The organism is Providencia sp. 2023EL-00965, from assembly GCF_033550225.1.
GTDB classification, from domain to species: Bacteria; Pseudomonadota; Gammaproteobacteria; order Enterobacterales; family Enterobacteriaceae; genus Providencia; species Providencia manganoxydans.
In genome coordinates this window covers 93062-119218 of the sequence record NZ_JAWUEH010000007.1, presented here as the reverse complement: position 1 = coordinate 119218, position 26157 = coordinate 93062, and the positions used below count along the sequence as shown (strand labels likewise).

The 26157-nt window shown below is 42.1% G+C and carries 20 protein-coding genes; 5 read left to right on the top strand and 15 right to left on the bottom strand.

The features are described from left to right. Nucleotides 1-41: 41 nt before the first annotated feature. The 3 genes from carB to dapB all read right to left on the bottom strand — a co-directional run bounded on the left by carB (nucleotide 42) and on the right by dapB (nucleotide 5708). Nucleotides 42-3263, bottom strand: coding sequence for a carbamoyl-phosphate synthase large subunit (gene carB, locus SC428_RS10800; protein WP_318707588.1), 3222 nt, complete (start codon nucleotides 3261-3263; stop codon nucleotides 42-44). 14 nt (nucleotides 3264-3277) lie between these two features. Then, complete coding sequence (gene carA, locus SC428_RS10795; RefSeq protein WP_070926871.1) at nucleotides 3278-4441, bottom strand: glutamine-hydrolyzing carbamoyl-phosphate synthase small subunit; 1164 nt, start codon at nucleotides 4439-4441, stop codon at nucleotides 3278-3280. A 445-nt stretch (nucleotides 4442-4886) separates the two neighbouring features. Beyond that, nucleotides 4887-5708 carry a 4-hydroxy-tetrahydrodipicolinate reductase gene (gene dapB / locus SC428_RS10790; protein WP_283126356.1) on the bottom strand — a complete coding sequence of 274 codons (822 nt, stop codon included), beginning with the start codon at nucleotides 5706-5708 and terminating at the stop codon, nucleotides 4887-4889. Between the two features lie 419 nt (nucleotides 5709-6127). Here dapB and SC428_RS10785 point away from each other — a divergent pair, with 419 nt between their 5' ends. Continuing rightward, a complete protein-coding gene (locus SC428_RS10785) occupies nucleotides 6128-7147 on the top strand; it encodes a TerC/Alx family metal homeostasis membrane protein (protein WP_070926875.1) in 1020 nt (339 codons plus the stop codon). Between the two features lie 44 nt (nucleotides 7148-7191). Here the strand turns inward: SC428_RS10785 and SC428_RS10780 are convergent, their stop codons facing one another. From SC428_RS10780 to ribF, 6 genes are all read right to left on the bottom strand, one after another. Further along, the gene (locus tag SC428_RS10780; RefSeq protein WP_254679858.1) at nucleotides 7192-7869 is read right to left on the bottom strand and encodes an HAD family hydrolase; all 678 of its coding nucleotides are present in this window, start codon (nucleotides 7867-7869) and stop codon (nucleotides 7192-7194) included. A gap of 55 nt (nucleotides 7870-7924) precedes the next feature. Beyond that, nucleotides 7925-8878 (bottom strand): 4-hydroxy-3-methylbut-2-enyl diphosphate reductase, encoded by a 954-nt coding sequence (ispH, locus tag SC428_RS10775; protein WP_070926879.1) that lies wholly within the window; start codon nucleotides 8876-8878, stop codon nucleotides 7925-7927. Then, entirely contained in the window at nucleotides 8859-9329 is a 471-nt protein-coding gene (gene fkpB / locus SC428_RS10770) for an FKBP-type peptidyl-prolyl cis-trans isomerase (RefSeq protein ID WP_070926881.1), read from the bottom strand. Before fkpB ends, ispH begins: the two co-directional genes overlap by 20 nt. A 159-nt stretch (nucleotides 9330-9488) precedes the next feature. Further along, the gene (lspA, locus tag SC428_RS10765; RefSeq protein WP_070926883.1) at nucleotides 9489-9989 is read right to left on the bottom strand and encodes a signal peptidase II; all 501 of its coding nucleotides are present in this window, start codon (nucleotides 9987-9989) and stop codon (nucleotides 9489-9491) included. 3 nt (nucleotides 9990-9992) lie between these two features. Continuing rightward, nucleotides 9993-12803 (bottom strand): isoleucine--tRNA ligase, encoded by a 2811-nt coding sequence (gene ileS, locus SC428_RS10760; RefSeq protein WP_070926885.1) that lies wholly within the window; start codon nucleotides 12801-12803, stop codon nucleotides 9993-9995. 28 nt (nucleotides 12804-12831) lie between these two features. After that, nucleotides 12832-13770, bottom strand: coding sequence for a bifunctional riboflavin kinase/FAD synthetase (gene ribF, locus SC428_RS10755; protein WP_070926887.1), 939 nt, complete (start codon nucleotides 13768-13770; stop codon nucleotides 12832-12834). 589 nt (nucleotides 13771-14359) lie between these two features. Here ribF and rpsT point away from each other — a divergent pair. Further along, entirely contained in the window at nucleotides 14360-14620 is a 261-nt protein-coding gene (gene rpsT, locus SC428_RS10750; protein ID WP_070926889.1) for a 30S ribosomal protein S20, read from the top strand. 52 nt (nucleotides 14621-14672) lie between these two features. On the opposite strand, the gene nhaR is transcribed toward rpsT, so the two are convergent. The 4 genes from nhaR to dnaK all read right to left on the bottom strand — a co-directional run bounded on the left by nhaR (nucleotide 14673) and on the right by dnaK (nucleotide 20780). Beyond that, a complete protein-coding gene (nhaR, locus tag SC428_RS10745) occupies nucleotides 14673-15596 on the bottom strand; it encodes a transcriptional activator NhaR (protein WP_070926891.1) in 924 nt (307 codons plus the stop codon). Nucleotides 15597-15904: 308 nt separating this feature from the next. Beyond that, a complete protein-coding gene (nhaA, locus tag SC428_RS10740) occupies nucleotides 15905-17077 on the bottom strand; it encodes a Na+/H+ antiporter NhaA (protein ID WP_140182774.1) in 1173 nt (390 codons plus the stop codon). Nucleotides 17078-17616: 539 nt separating this feature from the next. Then, nucleotides 17617-18756 (bottom strand): molecular chaperone DnaJ, encoded by a 1140-nt coding sequence (gene dnaJ, locus SC428_RS10735; RefSeq protein ID WP_070926893.1) that lies wholly within the window; start codon nucleotides 18754-18756, stop codon nucleotides 17617-17619. 110 nt (nucleotides 18757-18866) lie between these two features. Then, nucleotides 18867-20780, bottom strand: coding sequence for a molecular chaperone DnaK (dnaK, locus tag SC428_RS10730; protein WP_070926895.1), 1914 nt, complete (start codon nucleotides 20778-20780; stop codon nucleotides 18867-18869). Nucleotides 20781-21118: 338 nt separating this feature from the next. Here dnaK and satP point away from each other — a divergent pair, with 338 nt between their 5' ends. Continuing rightward, nucleotides 21119-21685 (top strand): acetate uptake transporter, encoded by a 567-nt coding sequence (gene satP / locus SC428_RS10725; protein ID WP_070926897.1) that lies wholly within the window; start codon nucleotides 21119-21121, stop codon nucleotides 21683-21685. Between the two features lie 74 nt (nucleotides 21686-21759). On the opposite strand, the gene mog is transcribed toward satP, so the two are convergent. Together mog and tal are read right to left on the bottom strand one after the other, a co-directional pair. Then, on the bottom strand, nucleotides 21760-22338 hold the full coding sequence (gene mog / locus SC428_RS10720; RefSeq protein WP_070926899.1) for a molybdopterin adenylyltransferase: 579 nt from the start codon (nucleotides 22336-22338) through the stop codon (nucleotides 21760-21762). Nucleotides 22339-22714: 376 nt separating this feature from the next. Continuing rightward, the gene (tal, locus tag SC428_RS10715) at nucleotides 22715-23668 is read right to left on the bottom strand and encodes a transaldolase (protein WP_140182773.1); all 954 of its coding nucleotides are present in this window, start codon (nucleotides 23666-23668) and stop codon (nucleotides 22715-22717) included. A gap of 284 nt (nucleotides 23669-23952) precedes the next feature. Here tal and yaaA point away from each other — a divergent pair, with 284 nt between their 5' ends. Together yaaA and SC428_RS10705 are read left to right on the top strand one after the other, a co-directional pair. Beyond that, on the top strand, nucleotides 23953-24729 hold the full coding sequence (gene yaaA, locus SC428_RS10710) for a peroxide stress protein YaaA (RefSeq protein WP_070926901.1): 777 nt from the start codon (nucleotides 23953-23955) through the stop codon (nucleotides 24727-24729). 173 nt (nucleotides 24730-24902) lie between these two features. Continuing rightward, a complete protein-coding gene (locus SC428_RS10705; protein WP_070926903.1) occupies nucleotides 24903-25892 on the top strand; it encodes an aldo/keto reductase in 990 nt (329 codons plus the stop codon). Nucleotides 25893-26157: the final 265 nt, after the last annotated feature.

Sequence of the window (26157 nt, the reverse complement as noted above, 5' to 3'; positions counted from 1 at the left end):
GTTATTTTTCAATAACAGGGCTGACTGAACTGACGATTTAGTTATTTGATCAGCGCATGCATTTCCTGAACTGAAATCACTTTCTCAGTTGGATCAGCACTCAATGACATGGTTGTTGCAAAACCCCCATTCAATGTAGTGTCATAGTGCACTTTATACTGTAGGGCACTACGGCGGATCAATTTAGAGTCTTCAATAGCTTGACGGCCCGCAGTGGTATTAACGATATAATCGTACTCACCATTTTTGATCCTATCTTGAATATGTGGACGCCCTTCGTGAACTTTATTGACTAAACGTGGGTTGATCCCTGCTTCGCCCAGTACAATCGCGGTACCATGGGTCGCATCTAGCTCAAAACCATGTTTCAGTAGTTTAGCGGCTAAATCAACAACACGTGTCTTATCCCCTTCGCGCACCGACAATAAAGCACGCCCTGATTTTTTCATGGTCGAGCTGCTGCCTAACATCGCTTTAGCAAAAGCCTCTGCAAATGTACGGCCAACCCCCATAACTTCGCCCGTTGAACGCATTTCAGGCCCTAAAATAGGGTCAACGCCTTGGAATTTGTTAAACGGCAGTACCACTTCTTTCACAGAATAATAAGGAGGAATGATTTCTTTGGTGATGCCCTGCTCTGTCAATGATTGTCCAACCATCACGCGAGCAGCCACTTTCGCGAGTGGAACCCCTGTTGCTTTAGACACAAATGGCACCGTACGTGCGGCACGCGGGTTAACTTCAATCAAATACACTTCATTGTTTTTCACCGCAAACTGTACGTTCATCAAGCCACGAACACGTAATTCAAAAGCTAAACTGCGTACTTGCTCACGCATCACATCTTGGATTTCTTGGCTAAGTGTATAAGCGGGCAATGAACATGCAGAGTCACCTGAGTGAACACCCGCTTGTTCGATGTGCTCCATGATCCCGCCAATCAAGACTATTTCGCCATCACAGATAGCATCCACGTCAACTTCAACGGCATCATCAAGGAAGCGATCTAACAGAACTGGTGCATCATTTGACACACTCACCGCTGTTTGGAAATAACGGCGTAAATCCGTTTCGTCATAAACGATTTCCATTGCTCGTCCACCTAGAACATAAGAGGGACGAACCACCAGCGGATAACCAATCCCTGCTGCTTTTTCAACAGCCTGTTCGATGGTTGCCACGGTTGCATTTTGTGGCTGTTTTAGATTCAAGCGGTTGACTGCTTGCTGGAAGCGTTCACGATCTTCTGCACGGTCAATCGCATCAGGGCTAGTACCAATCACGGGTACACCAGCGGCTTCTAATGCACGCGCCAATTTCAATGGTGTTTGCCCGCCATACTGAACAATTACCCCTTTAGGCTGTTCAATACGCACAATTTCCAACACATCTTCTAACGTTACTGGCTCAAAGTAGAGGCGGTCTGAAGTATCATAATCGGTTGAAACCGTTTCAGGGTTACAGTTCACCATGATAGTTTCATAGCCATCTTCACGCAGCGCTAATGATGCATGAACACAACAGTAGTCAAATTCAATTCCTTGACCAATACGATTTGGGCCACCGCCTAACACCATCACCTTTGGTTTATCTGAATTAGGGTTTGATTCACACTCTTCTTCATATGTGGAGTACATATAAGCGGTATCAGTGGCGAATTCCGCGGCACAAGTATCCACACGTTTATATACTGGGTGCAGGTCATAACCTTGACGTAGCTTCCGTAGCTCTGCTTCAGAGACCCCCACCAATTTTGCTAAGCGAGCGTCGGCAAAGCCTTTACGCTTCAATGCACGTAAAAAGTCTTTAGTTAACCCATTAATTCCTTGCTCTGCCACTTGCTCTTCTAAGCGCACGAGCTCTTCAATTTGTACAAGGAACCAGCGGTCAATATTCGTCAGATTAAAGACACCATCTACAGAGAGACCAGCACGGAATGCATCAGCAACATACCAAATACGCTCAGCACCCGCATCTTTCAATTCACGACGGATCCGAGTCAACGCTTCGGGATCTTCTTGGCTCACTTTCGGATCAAACCCGGTCGCACCAACTTCAAGGCCACGTAAGGCTTTTTGCATCGACTCTTGGAATGTACGACCAATTGCCATCACTTCACCCACTGACTTCATTTGTGTTGTCAGGCGATCGTTAGTACCCGCAAATTTTTCGAAGTTAAAACGAGGGATTTTTGTCACTACATAGTCAATTGAAGGTTCGAACGATGCAGGTGTACGGCCACCCGTGATGTCATTCATTAACTCATCAAGGGTATAACCGACTGCCAATTTGGCAGCAATTTTAGCAATTGGAAAACCTGTTGCTTTAGAAGCTAATGCAGAAGAACGTGATACACGAGGGTTCATCTCGATAACAATCAAACGACCGTTTTTCGGGTTAACTGAAAACTGAACGTTTGAGCCCCCCGTTTCAACACCGATTTCACGCAGTACTGCCATTGAGGCATCACGCATGATTTGGTACTCTTTGTCCGTCAGCGTCTGTGCCGGTGCAACGGTAATTGAGTCGCCTGTGTGGATCCCCATCGCATCGAAGTTTTCAATCGAACACACGATAATGCAGTTATCGTTTTTATCGCGTACCACTTCCATTTCATACTCTTTCCAACCGATCAGCGACTCATCAATGAGTAGCTCATTAGTTGGTGAGAGATCTAAGCCTCGCGTACAGATTTCTTCAAATTCTTCACGGTTATAAGCGATCCCGCCACCCGTACCACCCATTGTAAAGGAAGGGCGGATAATACAAGGGAAACCAACATCATCAGCAACCGCATAGGCTTCTTCCATATTGTGCGCGATACCTGAACGAGCGGTATCCAAACCAATTTTCTTCATTGCTTTATCAAAGCGCTGGCGATCTTCGGCTTTATCAATAGCATCAGCAGTCGCACCAATCATCGTCACACCAAACTCAGCTAACACACCTTGGCGCTCAAGTTCTAATGCACAGTTCAGCGCTGTTTGCCCACCCATTGTTGGCAATACTGCATCTGGACGCTCTTTTTCGATGATTTTACGTACCACTTCCCAATGGATAGGCTCAATATAAGTTGCATCGGCCATTTCTGGGTCAGTCATGATGGTTGCAGGATTGGAGTTAACTAAAATGACGCGATAGCCTTCTTCACGCAATGCTTTACACGCTTGCGCACCTGAATAGTCAAACTCACACGCTTGGCCGATAACAATCGGGCCAGCCCCTAGGATCAGAATACTTTTTATATCTGTACGTTTTGGCATTTTATTGCTCCCGATTATTTTGCGTTATGACTTGGTTGGTTCTGGCGATATTCATTAATCAATTCGATAAAATGGTCGAACAGTGGTGCCGCATCGTGAGGACCAGAGCTTGCTTCAGGGTGACCTTGGAAGCTAAATGCTGGTTTATCTGTGCGGTGAATACCTTGCAGAGTGCCATCAAACAATGATTTATGTGTCACACGTAATGTGTCGGGTAATGTTGATTCATCAACCGCAAAACCGTGGTTCTGAGCGGTGATCATCACAACGTTTTGATCTACATCTTTGACTGGGTGATTCGCACCGTGGTGCCCAAACTTCATTTTTACGGTACTCGCACCACTGGCTAGCGCTAATAATTGATGACCTAAACAGATACCAAAAACAGGGATCTCTGTGGTTAAGAATTGTTGAATTGCTTTGATTGCATAATCACAAGGAGCCGGATCGCCAGGGCCATTTGATAAGAAAATACCATCTGGATCCATCGCTAACACTGTTTCTGCGGATGTTGTCGCTGGCACCACCGTTAAACGACAGCCACGGTCAACTAGCATACGTAGAATGTTACGTTTCGCGCCAAAATCGTAGGCCACAACATGTAGTGGTAGCTCATCTTCATTTTTTGCGCCCAGCTGACCCTCTTCTAGAGTCCAAGAACCTTGAGTCCAAGTATAAGCTTCTTTAGTGCAAACTTCTTTCGCCAAATCCAAGCCGTTCAGGCCAGAAAATGCGCGTGCTTTATCCAGCGCTAATGCTACGTCAGGGTTATCACCAGCAATAATGCAACCGTTCTGCGCTCCTTTCTCTCTTAACAAACGCGTCAGTTTACGTGTATCAATATCAGCTATTGCAACAACGTTATGGCGCTTCAGGTATTCTGATAGACCTTCCTGACCGCGAAAGTTACTGTAAACCAATGGTAGGTCACGAATTATCAAACCTTGTGCATGAACTTCTGGGGATTCTTCGTCATCGGCATTGGTGCCGACATTACCAATATGAGGATAAGTGAGAGTAACGATTTGGCGGGAATAGGAAGGGTCGGTAATTATTTCTTGATATCCGGTCATTGACGTATTGAAAACGACTTCTCCAACAGCGGCCCCTTCAGCACCAATGGCGCGCCCGTGGAATTCGGTTCCGTCTTCGAGAACCAGTATAGCTGACTTAATCAAAACACCCTCCAGGGAATAATAAATCACAATTAGTGCATATTAATTCAGATTTGAGGATCTAAATCAATGCCAAAATGCGTTTTTAAGCAATTTTTGGCAAATTGCGCGCATTCTAATGATGAGATGAGGTCTTGTCTAGAAAAAAACGCATTTTTTTCGTTTTTTTCTTACTTTTTTGGGTATCAGCCTAACTTTTATTGTATTGAGCACTAAAACAAGCAGCCATAAACACAAAGTAAACGGTTGCAAACCGAATTAGTTGCATAATTGATGATAAAGCATGTTTAGGGATAATAAAAGATGATTATTTAGACAAAAAGGATACAGACGGAGGTAATAACAATTAAAAACAACAACAAAAACAAAAAATCAATAACAACAAAGCAAATCATGACAAATAAAACTAAAACACCATGATTTGCCTAGCATTTTAAAATCAAAATAATTAAATGTTTTCCAAGTTAAGGACATCTTTCATATTATACAACCCAGACTTTTGCAGGATAACCCAACCTGAAGCCCTAATAGCCCCATTTGCGAACGTCATCCGACTGGAAGCCTTATGTGTTATTTCTACACGCTCACCGATATCAGCAAACATAGCCGTGTGCTCACCAACAATGTCGCCTGCACGTACAGTCGCAAAACCAATTGAACCAGCTTCGCGCTCGCCTGTATATCCTTCACGTGAGTAAACAGCACAATCTTTTAGCTCTTTACCCAGTGCGCTAGCGATTGACTCACCCATCGCCAGTGCCGTACCGGATGGCGCATCCACTTTATGACGATGATGGGCTTCAATGATCTCAATATCGGTATAGTCACCCATTACTTTTGCCGCTTTTTCTAATAATTTAAGAACAACGTTAACACCGACACTGAAATTTGCCGCAAATACAATTGGAATAGATTTAGCGGCATCAGCAATCGCTTGTTTACCTTGTTCATCAAACCCTGTAGTACCAATCACCATCGCTTTGCTATTTGCGCGGCAGAAAGCCAAATACTGCAAGGTTGCTTCTGGGCGAGTAAAATCAATGACCACATCAAAGTCATTAGCAACTTTATCTAACGAATCAACAATCGAAATGCCTAATTTACCAATACCTGCTAATTCACCCGCATCAGTGCCAACCAGTGTAGAACCAACTCGTTCAATTGCTGCGCCTAGTTGAATACCCTCTTGCTGTTGTGCAGCCTGAATGAGTTGGCGTCCCATACGCCCACCAGCGCCAACAACGGCAACTCGGACTGTTGAATTCGTCATTTAATATCCTTTTAGTCATCTTGTAGTGGATTTATACGCTCACAAACCTGAGAGCCACTGCATAATTTAAAAACTCATTACTCTATTCTAAATACTTCGAGATACGGGTAAACAACAAGCTAAGATAGGCGGGGAATATAGATGAACTATGTGACTCGGCGAACGTAGCGTAGTCCCCCCTGCATCTTGAAGTATGACAAGTATATATAGATTAACCAGCCCATCAAAACCACGCTAGCTATAATCACCAATTATTAACAAAAGCGTACAACGCGCTAGAATTATCAGAAAAAGTTGTTAAACCGTTTGCAATAAAGTATGACGAGTCTAAAAAATGGCTGTGAATCACATGCTAACAGGTCTAGACTTATGTTTTATCGTCACAATTGTTCGATTTAAGCAAGGTAGCTCTCTATCATATGGCTAACACTCACATTGGCTTTCCAACAGAAACCGTTATCGTTTTCATCGCATTAGCTATCGGCGCTATTGCCATCGATTTATTCATGCACCGCTCAGATAAAGCAATCACCCTTAAAAATGCCATTTTTTGGTCGCTGTTCTGGGTAGTTATTGCAATGGTTTTTGCTGTATTTCTCTATTTACATCATGGCTCTGAGGTAGCAAGCTTGTTTATCACAGGTTATGTCCTTGAAAAGGTACTCTCCGTTGATAATTTGTTCCTAATGATGGCTATTTTTTCTTGGTTCTCAGTCCCTAATCATTATCGACATCGTATTTTGTATTGGGGAGTTATTGGCGCCATCGTCTTCCGAGGCATTTTCGTTGCTATCGGCACGGGGCTACTTAGCCTAGGGCCATATGTTGAACTGATTTTTGCATTCGTTGTGGCGTGGTCAGCAGTTATGATGCTAAAACAGCGTGATGATGATGAAATAGAAGATTATTCACAGCATCTTGCATATCGGTTAGTTAAGCGTTTTTTTCCTATTTGGCCTAAGATCAGCGGCAATGCTTTTTTATTAACCCAAAAAGAAGTTGATCTCGAACTCAGTAAACCTGAAAACCAAAATATCAAAGTAGGAAGAGTGACCAAAGCAGCCTACTATGCAACACCACTAATGCTATGTGTCGCAATTATTGAATTATCGGATGTTATGTTTGCTTTCGATTCGGTGCCTGCAATTATTGCCGTCAGCCGCGAACCACTGATTGTTTATAGCGCGATGATGTTTGCCATACTGGGTTTACGTACTTTGTACTTTGTCCTTGAGGCATTAAAACAATATTTAGTCTATCTGGAAAAAGCGGTAATTGTGTTGCTATTTTTCGTGGCAGGGAAATTAGCGCTGAATGCCACCGACCACCTCTGGCACCACGGTTACACCATTTCAACGAATATCAGTTTATGGGTGATCCTTGCGGTATTAGCCATAGGTGTGCTGGCAAGTGTGATTTTTCCAAAAAAGAATAACTAACGACACTCACCTCTTGATAATCACGTTATCAAGAGGTTTTACCATTACTGATCTTTCGCGATCACATCGCGATATTTATAACGGTAGTGCTTTTTATGAAAGTGACGCCAATGCGCATCTTGTGCCGCTTGCAATAATTCAAAATCGCCTCGGGTATCACCCCATGCCCTCAAATGATATTGGCTTAAATCACCATATACTTGCTCTAAACGCTTCACTTTTTGCTCACGACGACAGTTTTGTCCAACCAAATTACCTGTTAATTTGCCATCAATGATTTCGAGTTCAGTGCTAATCAATTTAATACCTAGTCGTTCTGCAAAAGGCTTAAGTACAAGGGAAGGGGAAGCAGAACAAATAGTCACTTCAGCACCACTTTCGACCTCAGCGGCCACCCCTAATACCCCTTCTGGGCGCATTAATTTAGGCCAATAAGTTTGACAGAACTGCTCGGCTTTTTCTCTCAGCCACTTTTCATCAACCCCCGTTAAGAAGGTTCTAATTAAGACTTCTTTCAGTTCATCTCTGGTCAATTTACGTCTAGCGCATTGTAAGCTAGGCAAAACTAATTTAATAATTTTGCGTGAAAAACGGTACTTCCCAAACGTAAACTTCAAAAAGGGAATAAAACTGTCGTGATAAGTCAATGTGCCATCAAAATCAAATACAGAGAGCACATTAGATGAATTGGTAATATTGTCCGGTACCAATGAAGACTCCAAAAAATAATACATCCCCCTAATTATTTAAATTAACTAGCGGGATGATTAATGCTAATTAACTAATTTCTTTAACTTCAACACGCAACTCTTTAGGCACTTCAAACACGATATTTTCTTCGCGGCCTTGAAGCTCAACGACATCATTCGCGCCAAGTTCTTGGAGCCTATCAATGACTTGACGGACTAAAATATCAGGCGCAGAAGCTCCGGCCGTCAGTCCAATAATATTTTTATCCGCTAGCCACTCAGTTTTAATATCTTCCGCACCATCAATTAAATAGGCTGGCTTTTTCATCCGAGAGGCTAACTCAGCTAAACGGTTGGAGTTTGATGAGTTTTTCGAACCAACCACCAGCACTATATCAGCACGTTCTGCAAGTTCACGTGCGGCTTCCTGCCTATTGGTCGTCGCATAGCAAATATCATCTTTACGGGGACCCACAATACTAGGGAAACGCTGAGTTAATGCATCAATCACATCAGATGTATCATCAACCGAAAGCGTTGTTTGCGTCATAAAACAGAGGTTGTCTTCGTCTTTAACTTGTAATTTCCAAACATCTTCAGGACTTTCAACGAGGTACATTCCACCTTCAGGGTTGCTGTATTGCCCCATTGTTCCTTCAACTTCAGGGTGTCCTGCGTGGCCAATAAGGATAGCTTCTTTGCCTTTTCGGCTTGCACGAGCAACTTCCATATGTACCTTGGTCACTAAAGGGCATGTGGCATCAAACAACATGGTTAAATCGCGAGAGCGCGCTTCTTGGCGTATCGCTTGAGAAACACCATGTGCAGAGAAAATTAAGATAGAACCATCAGGTACTTCAGAGATCTCTTCAATAAAAATAGCACCACGCTGACGCAGGTCATCAACGACATAACGATTATGAACCACCTCATGACGGACATAAATCGGGGCGCCATAAAGCTCCAACGCTCTTTCAACAATGCTGATTGCGCGGTCTACCCCTGCACAAAAGCCACGAGGGTTAGCCATTAATATTTGCATTTTGACTCTCCAATTGCGGGTCAATCTCAAGCACTTCAATATCAAAACTGATTTGTTGCTCTGCGAGTGGGTGGTTAAAATCAATAGTGATCGATTCACCCTCTATTGATTTTACTACCCCTGGCATCTCACTGCCATTCATTGCAGTAAAAAGCATGATCGTGCCAATCTCAGGTATCCCTGTTTCAGTGAAATCACGCAAGGAAAAGTATTGGACCAAATCAGGGTTATGTTTTCCAAATATGACATCACCCGGTAAAGAAAAACTTTTCTTTTCCCCAATACTCAGCCCTAAAAGTTGCTGCTCCAATTCAGGTGACAACGAGCCATTACCTAAACTAAACAGCGCCGGTTTCCCTTGGCTATATGAAGAATCCGCCGTTGAACCGTCTTCTAATTTCATTGTGAAATGCAGCAATACCGCGCTATGCGGCTGTACCTGAGTCGACATAAACCGAACCTATTTTCTATCATATAAATTAGCCCGGAAGAACCGGGCTAGGTGCTGTTGGCCTTTAATGGCCAATTTTCATTCGGATTAAAAGCATTTAGACAAAGTCAGAGCCCCGCCATCTAGCTGCACCTCGAATGATTCAATCTATTTTACCTGTTAATCCTCTTTCTTTTTGCTTTTATCTGGCAAAAAGCCTTCGAGGATCACCAATGCCGCACCTAAGCAGATAGCGATATCTGCAAGGTTAAATGTTGGGTAGTGCCAATTACCAATATAAAAATCAATATAATCGACAACAAAACCATGCATTAAGCGGTCACTCAGATTACCAATTGCTCCACTGATGATCAGAGCGTACGCGATATTGCTTAACCGTTTTTGTGCGCTCTGACGATACATCATTACAATGAGAATGATAGATATCGCAATTGCCACACCAGCAAAGAACCAGCGTTGCCAGCCGCCCTCATCCGCTAAGAAACTAAATGCAGCGCCAAAGTTTTGCGCATACATAAGATTGAGGTAAGGCATAATTGGATGTGGTTCATACAAGTTCATCTCTTTCAAGACAAGCTGCTTAATCCCTAAATCCAATGCAATCAGCACGACTGTTAACCACAGCCAGCGCAATCCAGTAGAACAAATTGGTCTCTTCATTTATTATGCAAACTTACGTAGTTCACCGTTACCGGCTACGTTAGTGACACAGCGACCACACAATTCAGGGTGATCAGCAACGGAGCCTACATCATTAGCATAGTGCCAGCAACGAGGGCATTTCTCACCAGATGCTTTGCTAAAGCCAATTTTCAGGCCACTCAGCTCTGATTGCTGTGCATCCGCTGGCGCAGAAGCGATATCTGCAACAGTCACTTGGGAAGTTAGCAACACAAAACGCAGTTCATCCGCTAAGCAATTTAGTTTCGCGGCCAAGTCTTTATCTGCATACAACACCACAGCAGCCTCTAATGAACCACCAATATGTTTATCTGCGCGTGCTTGTTCAAGCACCTTGTTCACTTCGCCACGAACAGCCAATAACTCCGCCCAGAACTCATCGTTCATTTCTTCCGAAGCATCTAAGCCAAACAGTGCATCGTACCATTCTTCTGTTAATACGTATTTAGCACGCTCTCCTGGCATTTCATTCCAGACTTCATCAGCAGTGAAGGAAAGTACAGGCGCAATCCAACGCACTAACGCTTCAACAATGTGGAACAGTGCTGTTTGGCAACTACGACGCGCAAGGCTATCGCTCTTCGCGGTATATTGACGATCTTTAATGATGTCTAGATAGAAAGAGCCCATTTCGATTGAGCAGAAATGCATTAAGCGCTGAATAACTGATAAGAAATCATATTCGTCGTAAGCTTTTGCGATTTCCTTCTGTGCTGCTAGTGCACGGCCTACCGCCCAGCGATCTAACACCACCATATCTTCAGGCTTCACCATATCAGTCGCTGGATTGAAACCGTTTAAGTTAGCTAAGAAGAAACGAGCTGTATTACGAATACGGCGATAAGAATCAGCTGCACGTTTCAAAATTTCATCTGAAACCGCAATTTCACCAGTATAATCAGTTGATGCCACCCATAAGCGTAAGATATCAGCACCAAGTTTGTTCATCACATCCTGTGGGCTAACGGTGTTACCTAACGATTTAGACATCTTGCGACCTTGACCATCCACAGTAAAGCCGTGTGTCAATACTTGACGGTATGGCGCTTTGCCTTTCATTGCTGTCGATAGCATGAGTGAAGACATAAACCAACCACGATGTTGGTCTGAACCTTCAAGGTACATATCTGCTGAATTACCATGGTATTCAGGACGTGCATCCACAACAGCAAAATGTGTTGACCCTGAATCAAACCAAACGTCTAAAGTATCCGGCACTTTACGATAAATTTCAGCTTCTTCGCCAAGTAATTCAGCAGGATCCAGATCCCACCATGCTTGGATGCCATCAACTTCGACACGTTTCGCCACTTCTTCCATCAATTCTAATGTACGAGGATGCAGCTCTTCAGTGTCTTTATGTACGAACAACGACATTGGAGTACCCCAAGTACGTTGACGAGAGATACACCAGTCAGGGCGATTTTCGACCATTGATTCGATACGTGCACGCCCCCAACCTGGGATCCACTGAACAATATCAATTTCTTTCAGTGACTGCTCACGTAAGCCATTTTTGTCCATGCCGATAAACCATTGTGGTGTCGCACGGAAAATAACTGGTGTTTTATGGCGCCAACAACATGGGTAACTATGAGAAATGGCTTGTTTGTACAGCAGAGCCCCTTTTTCTTTCAGAAGCTCAACAATCAGGTCATTAGCTTTAAAAATAAATACACCATCAAGTGTTGGATAGGTATTTGTTAAGAAACAACCATCTGGCCCAACTGGGTTTGCTGTTTCTAGACCATATTTCTGACCAACTACATAGTCCTCTGGACCATGGCCCGGTGCCGTATGGACTGCACCTGTACCTGCATCTAACGTGACATGGTCGCCTAAGATTGCCGGAACATCGAAGCCCATAAATGGATGTTGGAAACGCAATAATTCAAGTGCACTACCATCACACTCACCAAGCACTTTCCATGACTCTACACCTGCGGTTGTCATGACATCTTTAACTAAATCAGCCGCAAGAATAGTCACGTCGCCGTCAGCCTCAACCAACTGATATTTAAACTCAGGGTTCAAAGAAATCGCGCGGTTAGCAGGCAGTGTCCAAGGTGTGGTTGTCCAAATAACCAAAGAAGGTGTTTTATCACCTGTCGTTGCAAATTTCTCGTAGACCGCTTGGCTATCTACTGCTGGGAAGCGCACATAAATAGAAGGTGATGTTTTGTCATAATATTCAACTTCCGCTTCGGCTAATGAAGAGCCGCAAGCTGTACACCAGTGAACCGGTTTCGCCCCTTTCACTAAATGACCATTAGCGATAGTTTTAGCCAATGCTCTGATAATGTGAGCTTCGGTTTTAAAATCCATCGTCAAATAAGGCTTATCCCACTCGCCTAATACCCCAAGACGCATAAAGTCAGCTTTTTGCCCTTCAATTTGCTCTTTAGCGTATTGACGGCATTGTGCACGAAATTCAGCGGCGGATACTTTTTCGCCCGGTTTACCAACGATTTGTTCAACTTTATGTTCAATCGGTAGACCATGGCAATCCCAACCAGGGATGTATGGGGAATCATAGCCCGCCAACCCTTTGGATTTAATAATAATGTCTTTGAGAATTTTGTTAACTGAGTGACCAATATGAATACTGCCGTTAGCGTACGGAGGCCCATCGTGCAGAATAAATGTTTTCTTGCCCGATTTTGCTTTACGGATTGCTTGATACAAACCTTCTTTGTACCAGCGCTCTAACATCTGTGGTTCGCGTTTTGCGAGATCACCACGCATTGGAAACCCTGTTTCTGGTAGATTCAGGGTATTTTTATAGTCACTCATCGATTCTCAGTTCCATTTTTCCGCTAAATTATCTGACACCTGTTGCAGCTAAGTAATCCCTAGCTGTAATCACATCTTTAGCGATTTGCTCCTTCAGGGCATCTAATGAAGCAAATCGCTGTTCATCACGTATTTTTTTACGTAATACGACATCAATATGACGTCCATATAAATCCATAGTAGTATCAATTAGATGGACTTCTAATTGTTGCCCTTTTCCAGAAACCGTTGGCCTCGTACCAATATTGGCCACACCGGGCAAGGGTTTATCTCCTAAACCATGTACTTCTACAGCATACACACCCATAACAGGGGTGACCAATCGTTTTAATGGCAGGTTTGCAGTCGGAAAACCAATGGTACGACCAAGTTGGTTACCATGAACCACACGCCCACTAATACGATATGGATGACCTAATAATGTTTCTGCTAATACTAGATCATTATCTTGTATTGCTTTGCGGATCGCTGTACTGCTAATACGCAATCCTGAATCACAAAAACTTTCTGTATCCGCGACTTCGAAGCCGTACTGACTTCCTGCTTGCTGAAGGAACGCAAAGTCCCCCATGCGATTTTTGCCAAAACGGAAATCATCGCCAATAGCGAGATATTTCACACCCAATTTTTCAACCAGTAAATCAGCCACAAACTCAGACGGCGTCAGTGAGGCAAAATGTTGGTTAAACTCAACACAAAGAAGGTAATCAATACCACTGTCTGCTAAGTATTTCACTTTGTCCCGCAAGCGAGTCAAACGAGCTGGCGCTTTATCACCAATAAAAAACTCAAGTGGCTGAGGCTCAAAAATCATCACGACAGTGGGTAATCCCAACTGCTCACCCTTCAGTTTTAAATTTTGAAGTAAAACCTGATGTCCACGGTGGACACCGTCAAAATTACCAATAGTCAGTACGCAACCATGATGGTACGCCCGGATATTCTGTATACCGCGAATTAGCTCCATAACAGGCTCAATACCGAGGAAATAGCTGGATTATACCTTGTACGACGCTTAAGGTTAACCCAAGTTCGTAAAAGGTTTCATTTAATCACCATTTTTTGATCATCACACCCATTATAGAGTCAATTTCTTACGACTCTATACCTAGAGGATGGTTGCAAATTACCCATCGCAAATAAAAAGATCAAAATATAGGGACAACCAATGGATTATCAATACAACAAATTTGCGCTGAGGTCTCGAAAAATCGTAAAATTTTCTGACTTTCACAGCTACAAGTGCAACTCATTGTAATCAATGACCAATAATCAAACAACTATTGTTCGATATTCATACTCACCCCCCTATTCACTATCTTAAAAATTTTCTCGACTAAAAAATTTTTTATTATCTAGCATCAATTACGCTTTTTTTCGTGCGAAGATCTGTATTCCTCTAGCATTTGCTGATAGAATCTTGCACCATTCACAAACGCACTTACGTCGAAGTACACGACGTTTATTTGCACAAATCCATTGACAAATGAAGGCCGAAAGGGCATATTCCTCGACCTTTGAATTGTCCTCAATAGAATACATTTGGGAGTTGGACCTTGGCTAATATCAAATCAGCTAAGAAACGCGCTATACAATCTGAGAAACGTCGTCAGCACAACGCTAGCCGTCGTTCTATGGTGCGTACTTTTATCAAGAAAGTTTACCTTGCTATCGCTGCTGGCGATAAAGAAGCGGCTCAGAAAGCATTCAATGACATGCAGCCTATTGTTGATCGTCACGCCACTAAAGGCCTGATCCACAAAAATAAAGCAGCTCGTCATAAAGCTAACTTAGTTGCTCAAATCAAAGCAATGTAATTTTGCTTCTTGATTAGCTAAAAAAACCGGCTCTTGCCGGTTTTTTTGTCTGTTAAACTTTTTTCTCAAGCTTATCAAAGGGTGTTGAGAATAGATTTGAAAAATCTTTATTACAGACACGCTGAACAGCAGGATGCTGTATCATACGTTCAGCAAAAATAACAAAATACTCTTCTTTCACGCTATCGAGCCGTCCTAATTCGATCACGTCTTCTCCAGCCAAAATATCTGCTGCATATAATGAAGGCGCCACAAATATGGCATTATGAGACACACCAAACGCTTTCATTAAAGCGGCATCATCAAATTCGCCGAGAACTTCAACTTCCAAGTTTTTATTACGGATCCACGTGAGTAAGTGGCGACCTAACATAGAACGACGACCGGGTATTAACAAGCGACGCTCTTCTAAACACTCAGGGAATGGCTTCTTAGGCACCGGTTGGCGACAAAAGAAACTCATACTACATTCGCCTAGCTTCACAGAAAACAAACCTTCTTGTTGTGATGAATCCACAGGACAATCAGATAGGATCATATCAAGCTTGTGCTGACTTAATTGCTCAAGCAACATCTCATGAGTAGATTCGAAGCAGCGTAAGTGGATCTGCTCATGCTCAACCACCGCCGTTTCTAATACTCGGCTCACCAGCTGTTTTGATAACGCGTCAGCAACCCCGACATCAAACAACAAGTTCGATTCTCGGCTATAGTTGACAATATCAAGCATCTCTTGGCTAAGCATAAACATTTTATCAGCATAGCGAAAAATAAGCTGCCCAAGCTCAGACGGCACTAAACCACGCCCTTGCCGCTTAAATAGTTTACCGCCTAACCGCTCTTCTAATGCTTTTATTTGCCCTGTGATAGTCTGAGGCGTTAAATACAACGCATCAGCGGCCCCAACCACTGAACCCTCTTTACATACATGCCAAAAATAATAAAGATGGTTAAAATTAAGATGTGAAACCCGCATATCATTTCCTTCCATACCACCAATAGTCGCCTGACCATATTGGTTCTATACTCATCATGCCTTCAAGATGCGGGGATTTTCGTTAAGACATAATCGCTTTCTGAGTCACAGTGTTTCTCTATGCACTCCACCTGTCTTCGATTATCGCCTACCTGCATCTCGAATTATTTAGAGTCTACATGCCCTTTTTCAGGAGCTATTATAAAAATACCCGCAGCACAAAAAGTGAATACTGCGGGTACATCATAATGGATTAACTCGGAAATTCTTACTATTTATTTCTGAAATTATTGGAATTCAGACAATCACTATTTTTGTTGACCTTTCGGTAACACTACCTTTAACAAAAAATAACCTAAAAATGCGGCAAGTGTCGAACCTATCAAAATACCCAGCCGTGAATAGGTACTGTAGCTTTCATCCAGCCCATCAAAAGCAAGGCCAGTGATGAAAATAGACATAGTAAAACCGATTCCACATAAGACAGATACAGCGAATACCTGCTTCAAATTAATTGACTCCGGTAATTTGGCAAAACCAAGTTTTACCGAAACCCAACTAAATAGAAAGATCCCTAGTGGTTTACCAAATAATAATCCTGCGGCAACACCTAAAGGTAATGTGCTCATCAAACCATCTAGTGTCACACCATTTAATTGAACCCCTGAATTTGCAAAAGCAAATATTGGTAAAATCATATAGGCAACCCATGGATGCAATACATGTTCTAACTCTTCTGATGGCTTAGTATTATTGGTGCCACGAAGTGGGATCAAGAAGCCAACAATAACACCGGCTAACGTCGCATGAACCCCTGATTTGAGTATACATACCCACAAAATTAGCCCGATAACTAAATAAGCTGCGGTATTTTCAACCCGCCGCCAATTCATCATAATCAATATCGCTACACATAAAGCCGCTAAGCCCAGCGCAACCATAGACAGTGAATTAGTATAGAAAAATGCAATGATGACAATAACACCAAGATCATCAATAATGGCAAGCGCCAATAAAAATACCTTTAATTCCGTCGGTACACGCTTACCTAATAACGCCATCACCCCTAATGCAAAAGCGATATCTGTTGCGGCGGGTATTGCCCAACCTTGACGAGTAACCTCATCTGCTCCATTAAATAATAAATAAATCAGAGCTGGTGCTAACATTCCGCCTAAAGCTGCAATAGCTGGGAAAATAGCTTTATCTTTACCTGCTAATGATCCTTCAAGTAGCTCACGCTTAACTTCAAGACCAACAACAAGAAAGAAAATGGCCATCAAAAAATCATTAATCCATAAAATTAATGGCTTATCGAGTTCTAATGATGAAATTTTAACGGCGATTGGAATATCTAAAAACTGCTGATATAGCCCCTGAAATGGCGAATTTGCCATAATTAATGCGACTATGGCAGCAATGATCAGGAGTAGCCCTCCTGCTGCTTCTAACCTTAAAAATTTACGGATGATTGCTGTCATATGTTTAACCTCAAAATAAACAGAGTGTTAATACTATGCTAATCATTGATTCGTAAAAAATCGTTTATTTATCCATTATCATTCGAATTTAACGAGCATTTAGAGAAATAGCTCACTAAATATGCTAAATAATCATTAAATTTTAATATAGACAAATTAATTTGAATTTGCTCACCCTTTTTCATATTGAAGAACTCCGAAATCAAACACTCAGGTTTACGCTATTGCCTTTTCACTTATTAAAACAAGTTATATAAGCTTAAACCCACGCTCAATTTTCGTCTGCAACGTTGTGAATATTGGTGATTTATTTACGTTCGTGCTCGAAGCTCTGTGCATCTTTTGCAATAAATAACAGACAAAATAGCAATCGCTTCACAAAATGCGCTATGGATAAGAGTGATAGGTTAATTTAGCCTAAGATTCATCACGATCAGCGGTGTCTTTTAAGCAGAAAGACTCTTCACCAAGCTTAGCGGATAAAAAAACACCCGCAAAAGCGAGTGTTTTAAAATAATGAAGAAGTAATAATATAATTATTATTTGTTGGTCAGGTCATCAAAGAATTTCTTCACGCCATCTAAAAAGCGTTTTGAACGTGGACTATTTTTTTCACCACTAGTACCACCCAATGATTCACCGAACTCTTTGAGCAATTCTTTTTGTTTCTCATTAAGCTTAACGGGTGTTTCAACCACAATGTGGCACATCAAATCACCTTGCAATCCACCTCGAACAGATTTCACACCTTTTCCTTTCATACGGAAAACTTTACCTGTTTGAGTTTCTGCTGGGATCTTCAGTTTCACGCGACCATCGAGGGTTGGGACTTCAATTTCACCGCCCAATGCTGCAATTGCAAAGTTAATAGGGACTTCGCAATGTAAGTTGTTACCATCACGCTCAAAAATATTATGTGGCAACACGTGGACTTGAACAAACAGATCACCCGCTGGCGCGCCGTTTTCACCTGCTTCACCTTCGCCTGATAAACGAACGCGATCACCAGTATCAACCCCAGCAGGGATTTTAACTGACAATGTTTTATAGCGTTCAACACGACCATGTCCATGACATTTGTTGCATGGGTCTTTAATCACCTTACCACGGCCATGGCAGGTTGGGCATGGTTGTTGAACCGAGAAGAAGCCCTGACGCATATGCACTTGTCCCATACCATGACAGGTTGGGCAAGTGTCCGCACTCGTTCCAGGTTTCGCACCACTACCATGGCAGACATCGCAGCTTTCCAAAGTTGGGATACGGATCTCTTTGGTCACTCCACGGACAGCCTCTTCAAGAGTCAACTCCATGTTGTACTGTAGATCAGAACCACGGCTTGGGCGCTGTTGTCTACGGCCGCCTCCAAAAATATCACCGAAGACGTCACCAAAGATATCGCTAAAGTCAGCACCGCCACCAAAGCCGCCGCCGCCGCCCATACCACCTTGCTCAAACGCAGCGTGGCCATATTGATCATATGCAGCACGCTTTTGCTCGTCAGATAGCACTTCGTAAGCTTCTTTTATTTCTTTAAACTTTGATTCCGATTCTTCTTTGTTTTCCTGATTACGATCAGGATGATATTTCATCGCTAAGCGCTTGTATGCTCGCTTGATGTCTTTATCAGAAGCATTTTTTTCGAGGCCTAATACCTCATAAAAATCTCTTTTCGCCATTTATTTTACCCTTAACATGCCGACACGGGCGTAGAGTTTCCTCGACGCCCGTGTTCGGTATCAGTAACCATTAATAACCATTAGCAAGGTCACTGCGCCCGCTAAGGGCATTATTTTTTGTCTTTATCGTTAACTTCTTCGAACTCAGCGTCAACAACATCGTCATCTTTCTTCGCTTCAGCCCCAGCACCTGCTGCACCAGCTTGTGCTTGCTGCTGTGCCATTTCCAGAAGTTTTTCTGAAGCTGCAACTAATGCTTGGATTTTCGCTTCAATATCCGCTTTATCTTCGCCTTTGCTTGCAGCTTCTAGCTCAGATGTTGCTTTTTCGATGTTTGCTTTATCTTCAGCTGGCAGTTTATCGCCTGCTTCTTCGATTTGTTTACGAGTACCATGTATCAGTTGGTCTGCCTGGTTACGAACCTGTACTAACTCTTCGAATTTACGGTCCGCTTCTGCGTTCGCTTCCGCGTCACGTACCATTTTTTCGATTTCTTCATCGTTCAAACCAGAAGAAGCCTTGATGGTAATTTTTTGCTCGCGACCACTGTTTTTGTCTTTCGCAGAAACGTGGAGGATACCATCCGCATCAATGTCAAAAGTCACTTCGATTTGTGGCATACCACGCGGAGCCGGTTGAATACCATCTAAGTTAAATTGACCCAGTGATTTGTTATCGCTTGAACGCTTACGCTCACCTTGCAGAACATGGATCGTTACTGCTGATTGGTTATCTTCCGCAGTAGAGAACACTTGGCTGTGTTTAGTTGGGATAGTGGTGTTCTTCGCGATTAACGAAGTCATCACGCCGCCCATTGTTTCGATACCTAAAGACAGTGGCGTTACATCAAGTAACAGTACGTCTTTAACATCACCTGCTAATACACCACCTTGAACTGCTGCACCAATCGCAACCGCTTCATCTGGGTTAACATCTTTACGTGGTTCTTTACCAAAGAAGTCAGAAACCGCTTTTTGCACCATTGGCATACGGATTTGACCACCAACTAAGATCACGTCATTGATGTCGTTAACACTCAGGCCAGCATCTTGCAGAGCAACTTTAACTGGTTCCATTGTGCGTTTAACTAAATCTTCTACCAGTGACTCTAATTTAGCGCGAGTCACTTTAATATTCATATGTTTAGGACCTGTTGCATCCGCAGTGATATACGGCAGGTTTACATCTGTTTGTTGAGCAGAAGAAAGCTCGATTTTCGCTTTCTCAGCCGCTTCTTTCAGACGTTGCATCGCCAGCGGATCGTTACGCAGATCAACGCCTTGCTCTTTCTTAAACTCTTCGACTAAGTAGTTGATCAAACGGTTATCGAAGTCTTCACCACCTAAGTGAGTATCACCATTGGTTGCTAGAACTTCATAGGTTTTTTCACCGTCAACTTCATCAATTTCGATGATTGATAAGTCAAATGTACCACCACCTAAGTCGTATACCGCAATAGTACGGTTACCAACTTCTTTATCTAAACCATAAGCCAATGCTGCTGCTGTTGGTTCGTTAATGATACGTTTAACATCTAGACCAGCGATACGACCCGCATCTTTAGTTGCTTGACGCTGAGCATCGTTAAAGTACGCAGGAACAGTAATAACAGCTTCTGTTACTGGTTCACCCAAGTAGTCTTCCGCTGTCTTCTTCATTTTTTTCAGAACTTCAGCTGAAACTTGCGGTGGTGCCATTTTTTGGCCTTTCACATCTAACCAAGCATCGCCGTTATCTGCCGCAATAATTTTGTATGGCATGATTGCAACGTCGCGCTGAACTTCTTCGTCTTGGAAACGACGGCCGATCAAACGTTTGATCGCAAATAGTGTATTTTCTGGGTTGGTCACAGCCTGACGTTTTGCTGGCTGACCGACCAAAATTTCACCATCTTGTGTGTACGCAATGATGGAAGGAGTTGTACGATCACCTTCGCTGTTCTCTAGAACACGCGCAGTAGTGCCATCCATAATTGCAACGCATGAGTTAGTTGTACCCAAGTCGATACCAATAATTTTACCCATCTAAAACGCCTCCAAAGGAATTCTTTTCTATACAATTTCGTTATCAATCTATATGAGGCTCAATATTTCATTTTCAAGGGAGTTTTTACTCCAGACCTCAATTTTTTTTTGCGTTAGGCAATAATTGCGATTGATAACGAGGGATGCATTAAAGATGGGGTCGTAAATTCATTCATCAAGGGGATGACTTAAAAAAATTTGGTATTTTTTACAAAAAAACCTGTCTTCCGATCATTGTTTCAGCAATAAAAACTGCGTATGATTCGCCGCCTGCTAAATTCAACCGGCAGAGTAATTATATATCTATTTGATTTTTAATAATTTTCACCAGAGGTTATATGCAATCCAGCTCTATTGCGAATCCAGGCCCACTTGGTTTATTGGGCTTTGGTATGACAACAATTCTGCTTAATATCCATAACGCAGGTTTTTTCCCTCTCTCATCAGTTATTTTGAGCATGGGAATTTTTTATGGTGGTATTGCTCAGGTGATTGCCGGACTTATTGAATATAAGAAAGGAAATACGTTTGGTGCAACAGCATTTAGTTCATACGGTATGTTTTGGCTGACATTAGTTGGGTTATTATTTTTACCAACAATGGGTTTGGCAGAAGCGACTGACCCTGCATTTTTAGGGATCTATTTGCTAATTTGGGGAATTTTTACATTTTTCATGTTCCTTGGAACATTTAAAGCTAACTTTGTCTTACAATTTGTATTTGGTAGCTTAACCGTTCTGTTTGCTCTTTTAGCGATCGGTAATTTAACTGGCAATACAACCCTTTTAACGATTGCGGGTTTCGAAGGTATTATTTGTGGTGCTAGTGCATTTTACTTGGGCATGGCTGAAGTCTTGAATGAGCAATATGGCAAAACCATTCTGCCAATTGGGCAGCGTGGGTAATTTAGATTGATATAGTCAGGTGAGATATCAATCAACTCACCTGACATATATTCATCATGCTGAAAAGCAGGCCGTTAAGAACGGATCGCCGATTTTGGTCTAAAAGCCTTCACAACTGTAGGGTCGGTTTCTACATATGGCCCATCCAGTAATTGAATGCAGTAAGGTACACTGGCAAAAATACCTGAAACAATCACATTTCCCTCAGCATCTTTTAACCCTTCAAGCGTCTCAGCGATCGCCTTTGGTTGCCCCGGTAAGTTCAAAATTAATGCTTGGTTACGTATCGCACCAACTTGACGAGAAAGAATCGCTGTCGGTACAAATTTCAGACTGATTTGACGCATTTGCTCACCAAACCCGGGCATTTCACGATCTGCAATTGCAAGCGTTGCATCCGGTGTAACATCACGACGCGCAGGCCCCGTTCCACCCGTTGTCAACACTAAATGACATGCGAATTCATCCACCAGTTCACAAAGAGTTTGCTCAATCATGATTTGCTCATCAGGGATCAGGCGAGTTTCAATTCTAAAAGGTGTCGTTAGCGTTTTCGCCAACCAAGCTTCTAAAGACGGAATGCCTTTATCTTCATAAATTCCACCAGAAGCACGATCAGAGACCGAAACTAAGCCTATGCGCAATTCATCCATACCAACCTCAATAAGTAACCAACAGAAAGTGTTTATAATATCACGGAAGATGTGAGCTTTCAGTGCTGTATATTGCTATGGCTATAAGCGAGATGAAAAAATTGTTCATTTAATTAATTTTAAATCATTTTGTCCGCTTGTTCTGAGCACTATAAAAATGTTCATGGGATCCAATACGTCACAGATATAATGATAATGCCCCTGTAATCCATGAGTAACCTAGTAACACCAGTTGCCCATTAAGCTTAAATTTATCGACTCTCAGATCGCAATACGCAGCATATGACTACGTCATGTTTTTAGTTTCAGATCACCATTAAAAACAAAAAGCCCAGCGCTTTATCCACGCTGGGCTCTTGGAAAACAATACAAGAACTTACAGTAGTTCTACGATCATTTTTTCCAGTTTTTCTTGGTCAATTGCAAACTTACGGATACCCTCAGCCAGTTTATCAACCGCCATAGGATCCTGATTATGCTGCCAGTAGAACTGAGATTCAGTTAACTTAGCTTCAGGTTCTTTTGTCTTACCTGCATCAGTGAGTTTACGAACAACTTCGCCTTGTGCTTCAGACAACTCTTTCAGTAGTGCAGGAGAGATGGTTAGGCGGTCACAACCAGCCAATTCCAGAATTTCACCTACATTACGGAAGCTTGCACCCATAACCACCGTTTTGTAACCATGTGATTTGTAGTAGTTATAGATTTCAGTCACTGAAACCACACCTGGATCTTCTTGTGGTGCATACTCTTTTTTATCTGTATTAGCTTTATACCAATCAAGAATACGACCAACAAATGGTGAAATCAGGTATACGCCTGCTTCGGCACAAGCACGTGCTTGAGCAAAAGAGAACAACAGAGTCAGGTTACAGTTAATACCTTCTTTTTCCAGTTTCTCCGCCGCACGGATCCCCTGCCACGTTGATGCCAGTTTAATCAGAATGCGATCATTGCTGATACCCGCTTCGTTGTACAGTTTGATCAAACGACGTGCTTTAGCAATACACGCTTCTTCGTCATAAGATAAACGTGCGTCAACTTCAGTTGAAATACGTCCTGGAACCAGTTTAAGAATTTCCAGACCGATGTTTACTGCCAGTTTGTCACAAGCATCAATAACCTGTTGTTCGCGGTTACTGCTTTGCTTACGAGCCCACTCAACAGCCTCATCAATCAGTTTACGATATTCAGGAATTTGCGCTGCATTTAGGATCAACGATGGGTTAGTTGTCGCATCTTGTGGTTTATAAAGCTTCATCGCTTCAATATCACCCGTATCAGCAACAACGGTGGTTAGACTACGTAAGGAAGTTAATTTATCGGTCATTTCTTTAATCTCGTTGTTATAAAGGAATTGTGGCAAACGCCGCACCGTACAATGATAATATCACGCATCTAAGTTGCTGCAAGCGACTAAAACCATTCGGCAACAACTAATTGATATGCAATCGTTTTCGCACGTTAAATAAAAACTGAATCCTTTTAGCTTCTTTTAAGCATAATCACAGTACGACAAAATAGAAAAATTGTTTTTACTTATCTCATCGATTAGCCATTTATGCATATTTTTTGGTACAGTGGTGGTCGTCACTTTATTATAGGGATCATGTCATGCTCATCACTATTTCACCTGCTAAAACATTAGATTATGAAAGCCCTCTTGCCACGCAAACTTTCACTCAACCTGAACTACTGGGTGAATCACAGCAACTTATCGATGTTTGCCGTGAGCTTTCCCCTGCTGATATTTCTAGCCTAATGAAAATTAGCGATAAGCTAGCAGGCCTTAATGCCGCGCGTTTTGGTGAATGGCATGCAGATTTTACCCCTGAAAATGCTCGCCAAGCTATTCTTGCTTTTAAAGGTGATGTATACACAGGTATGCAAGCAGAAACCTTCAGCGAACAAGACTTTGCATTTGCTCAACAACACTTACGTATCTTATCTGGCTTATATGGGCTATTACGCCCTCTCGATTTAATGCAACCTTATCGTCTTGAAATGGGAACACGTTTGAAAAACCCTCGTGGCAAAGATTTATATGAGTTTTGGGGTAACATCATTACTAACCATTTAAACCAAGCGATCGCAGCTCAAGGCGACCAAATTTTAGTTAACCTCGCTTCTGACGAATATTTCAAATCCGTTAATCTCAAAAAATTAGATGCAGTGATGATAAAGCCTGTTTTCCTTGATGAGAAAAATGGTAAATATAAAGTGATTAGCTTTTATGCTAAAAAAGCTCGTGGCTTAATGAGCCGGTTTATTATTCAAAATAAACTCACGAAAACGGATCAACTAGCAGATTTTAATCTTGAAGGATATCAGTTTGATGAGAGTCAATCTCAAGGTAATGAGCTGATTTTTACCCGTCCTGAACAACACTAATCATCTTTAGGGTGATGGGCTAATCACTGTCACCCCCCCTATTTTTTATCCCATATCACAAATTTGCTAAAAATAGCGTATTGTGTCATCAATTAGCATTGATTCCTCAGAGTGCACTCTCCGGTTATGACAATATAATCTAGGTCTTTCTGCCAACAATTTGGAGGTGAAGTATGCCTTATATTGCCAATGCTCATCGTTATACAGATATGGAATATCGCCTTTGTGGTCGTAGTGGATTAAGGCTCCCTCTTATCTCTTTAGGTCTTTGGCACAATTTTGGTGACAATAAACCACAAGATAACTGTCGAGCCATGCTAAGGTATGCTTTCGATCATGGAATAACCCATTTTGATCTCGCCAATAATTATGGCCCTCCACCCGGAGCTGCGGAAAGCCAATTTGGCCGTATTCTGCAACAAGATTTTTTACCCTATCGAGATGAAATGATAATTTCATCTAAAGCAGGCTTTACGATGTGGGATGGCCCTTACGGTGACTGGGGAAGCAAAAAATATCTCATCGCAAGCCTAAATCAAAGCTTAAAAAGAATGGGCTTAGATTATGTTGATATTTTTTATCATCATCGCCCCGATCCTGACACACCACTTGAAGAAACAATGGGAGCGCTTGATCTTATTGTTCGCCAAGGCAAAGCCTTATATGTCGGGATTTCAAACTACCCAGCTGAACTTGCTAAAGAAGCAATAGAAATTCTTAACCAACTTGGCACCCCCTGCCTTATTCATCAACCTCGCTATTCGATGCTAGTACGAGATCCTGAAGAAGGATTATTTGATGTTTTAGAAGATGAAGGTGTCGGCTCAATCGCCTATTCTCCTTTAGCGGGAGGCATACTGACCGATCGTTATTTAAATGGTATTCCAGCCGATTCTAGAGCCGCTGGTAACCCTTCTCTCCCACCGGAAAGGCTCACTTCAGCAGTCATTGGTAAAGTAAAAAAACTTAATGAGCTGGCTCTTAGCCGAGGACAAAAACTCAGCCAAATGTCACTCGCTTGGATCTTACGTCATGATAGAGTCACATCAGTGCTAATTGGCGCTAGTCGTGTCAGTCAAATTGATGATGCTTTAGGTATTATTGAGAACCGTCAATTCACACAAGAAGAGCTAAAAGCAATTGAATTAATACTTGAAGACTAATATTTACCTAAAAATACGACTCTTTATTGAATATCTTTAATAACCTGCCTCTTACATTCTCATAATAAGAGGCGGTTTCCTTTCCATTACTTCACTGAAAAACAGTCACCCTACTTAAATTATCCTTTCTAATTATTTTTCATAATTAAATTACCAATCAAATAAAACATGAAATTAATTTAAAGAACAAAAATCAAAACAAAATTTATTTCTATGATTTTTTTATCAAAAAATAAATTAAAATAAAATTTGTTATAAAGACATG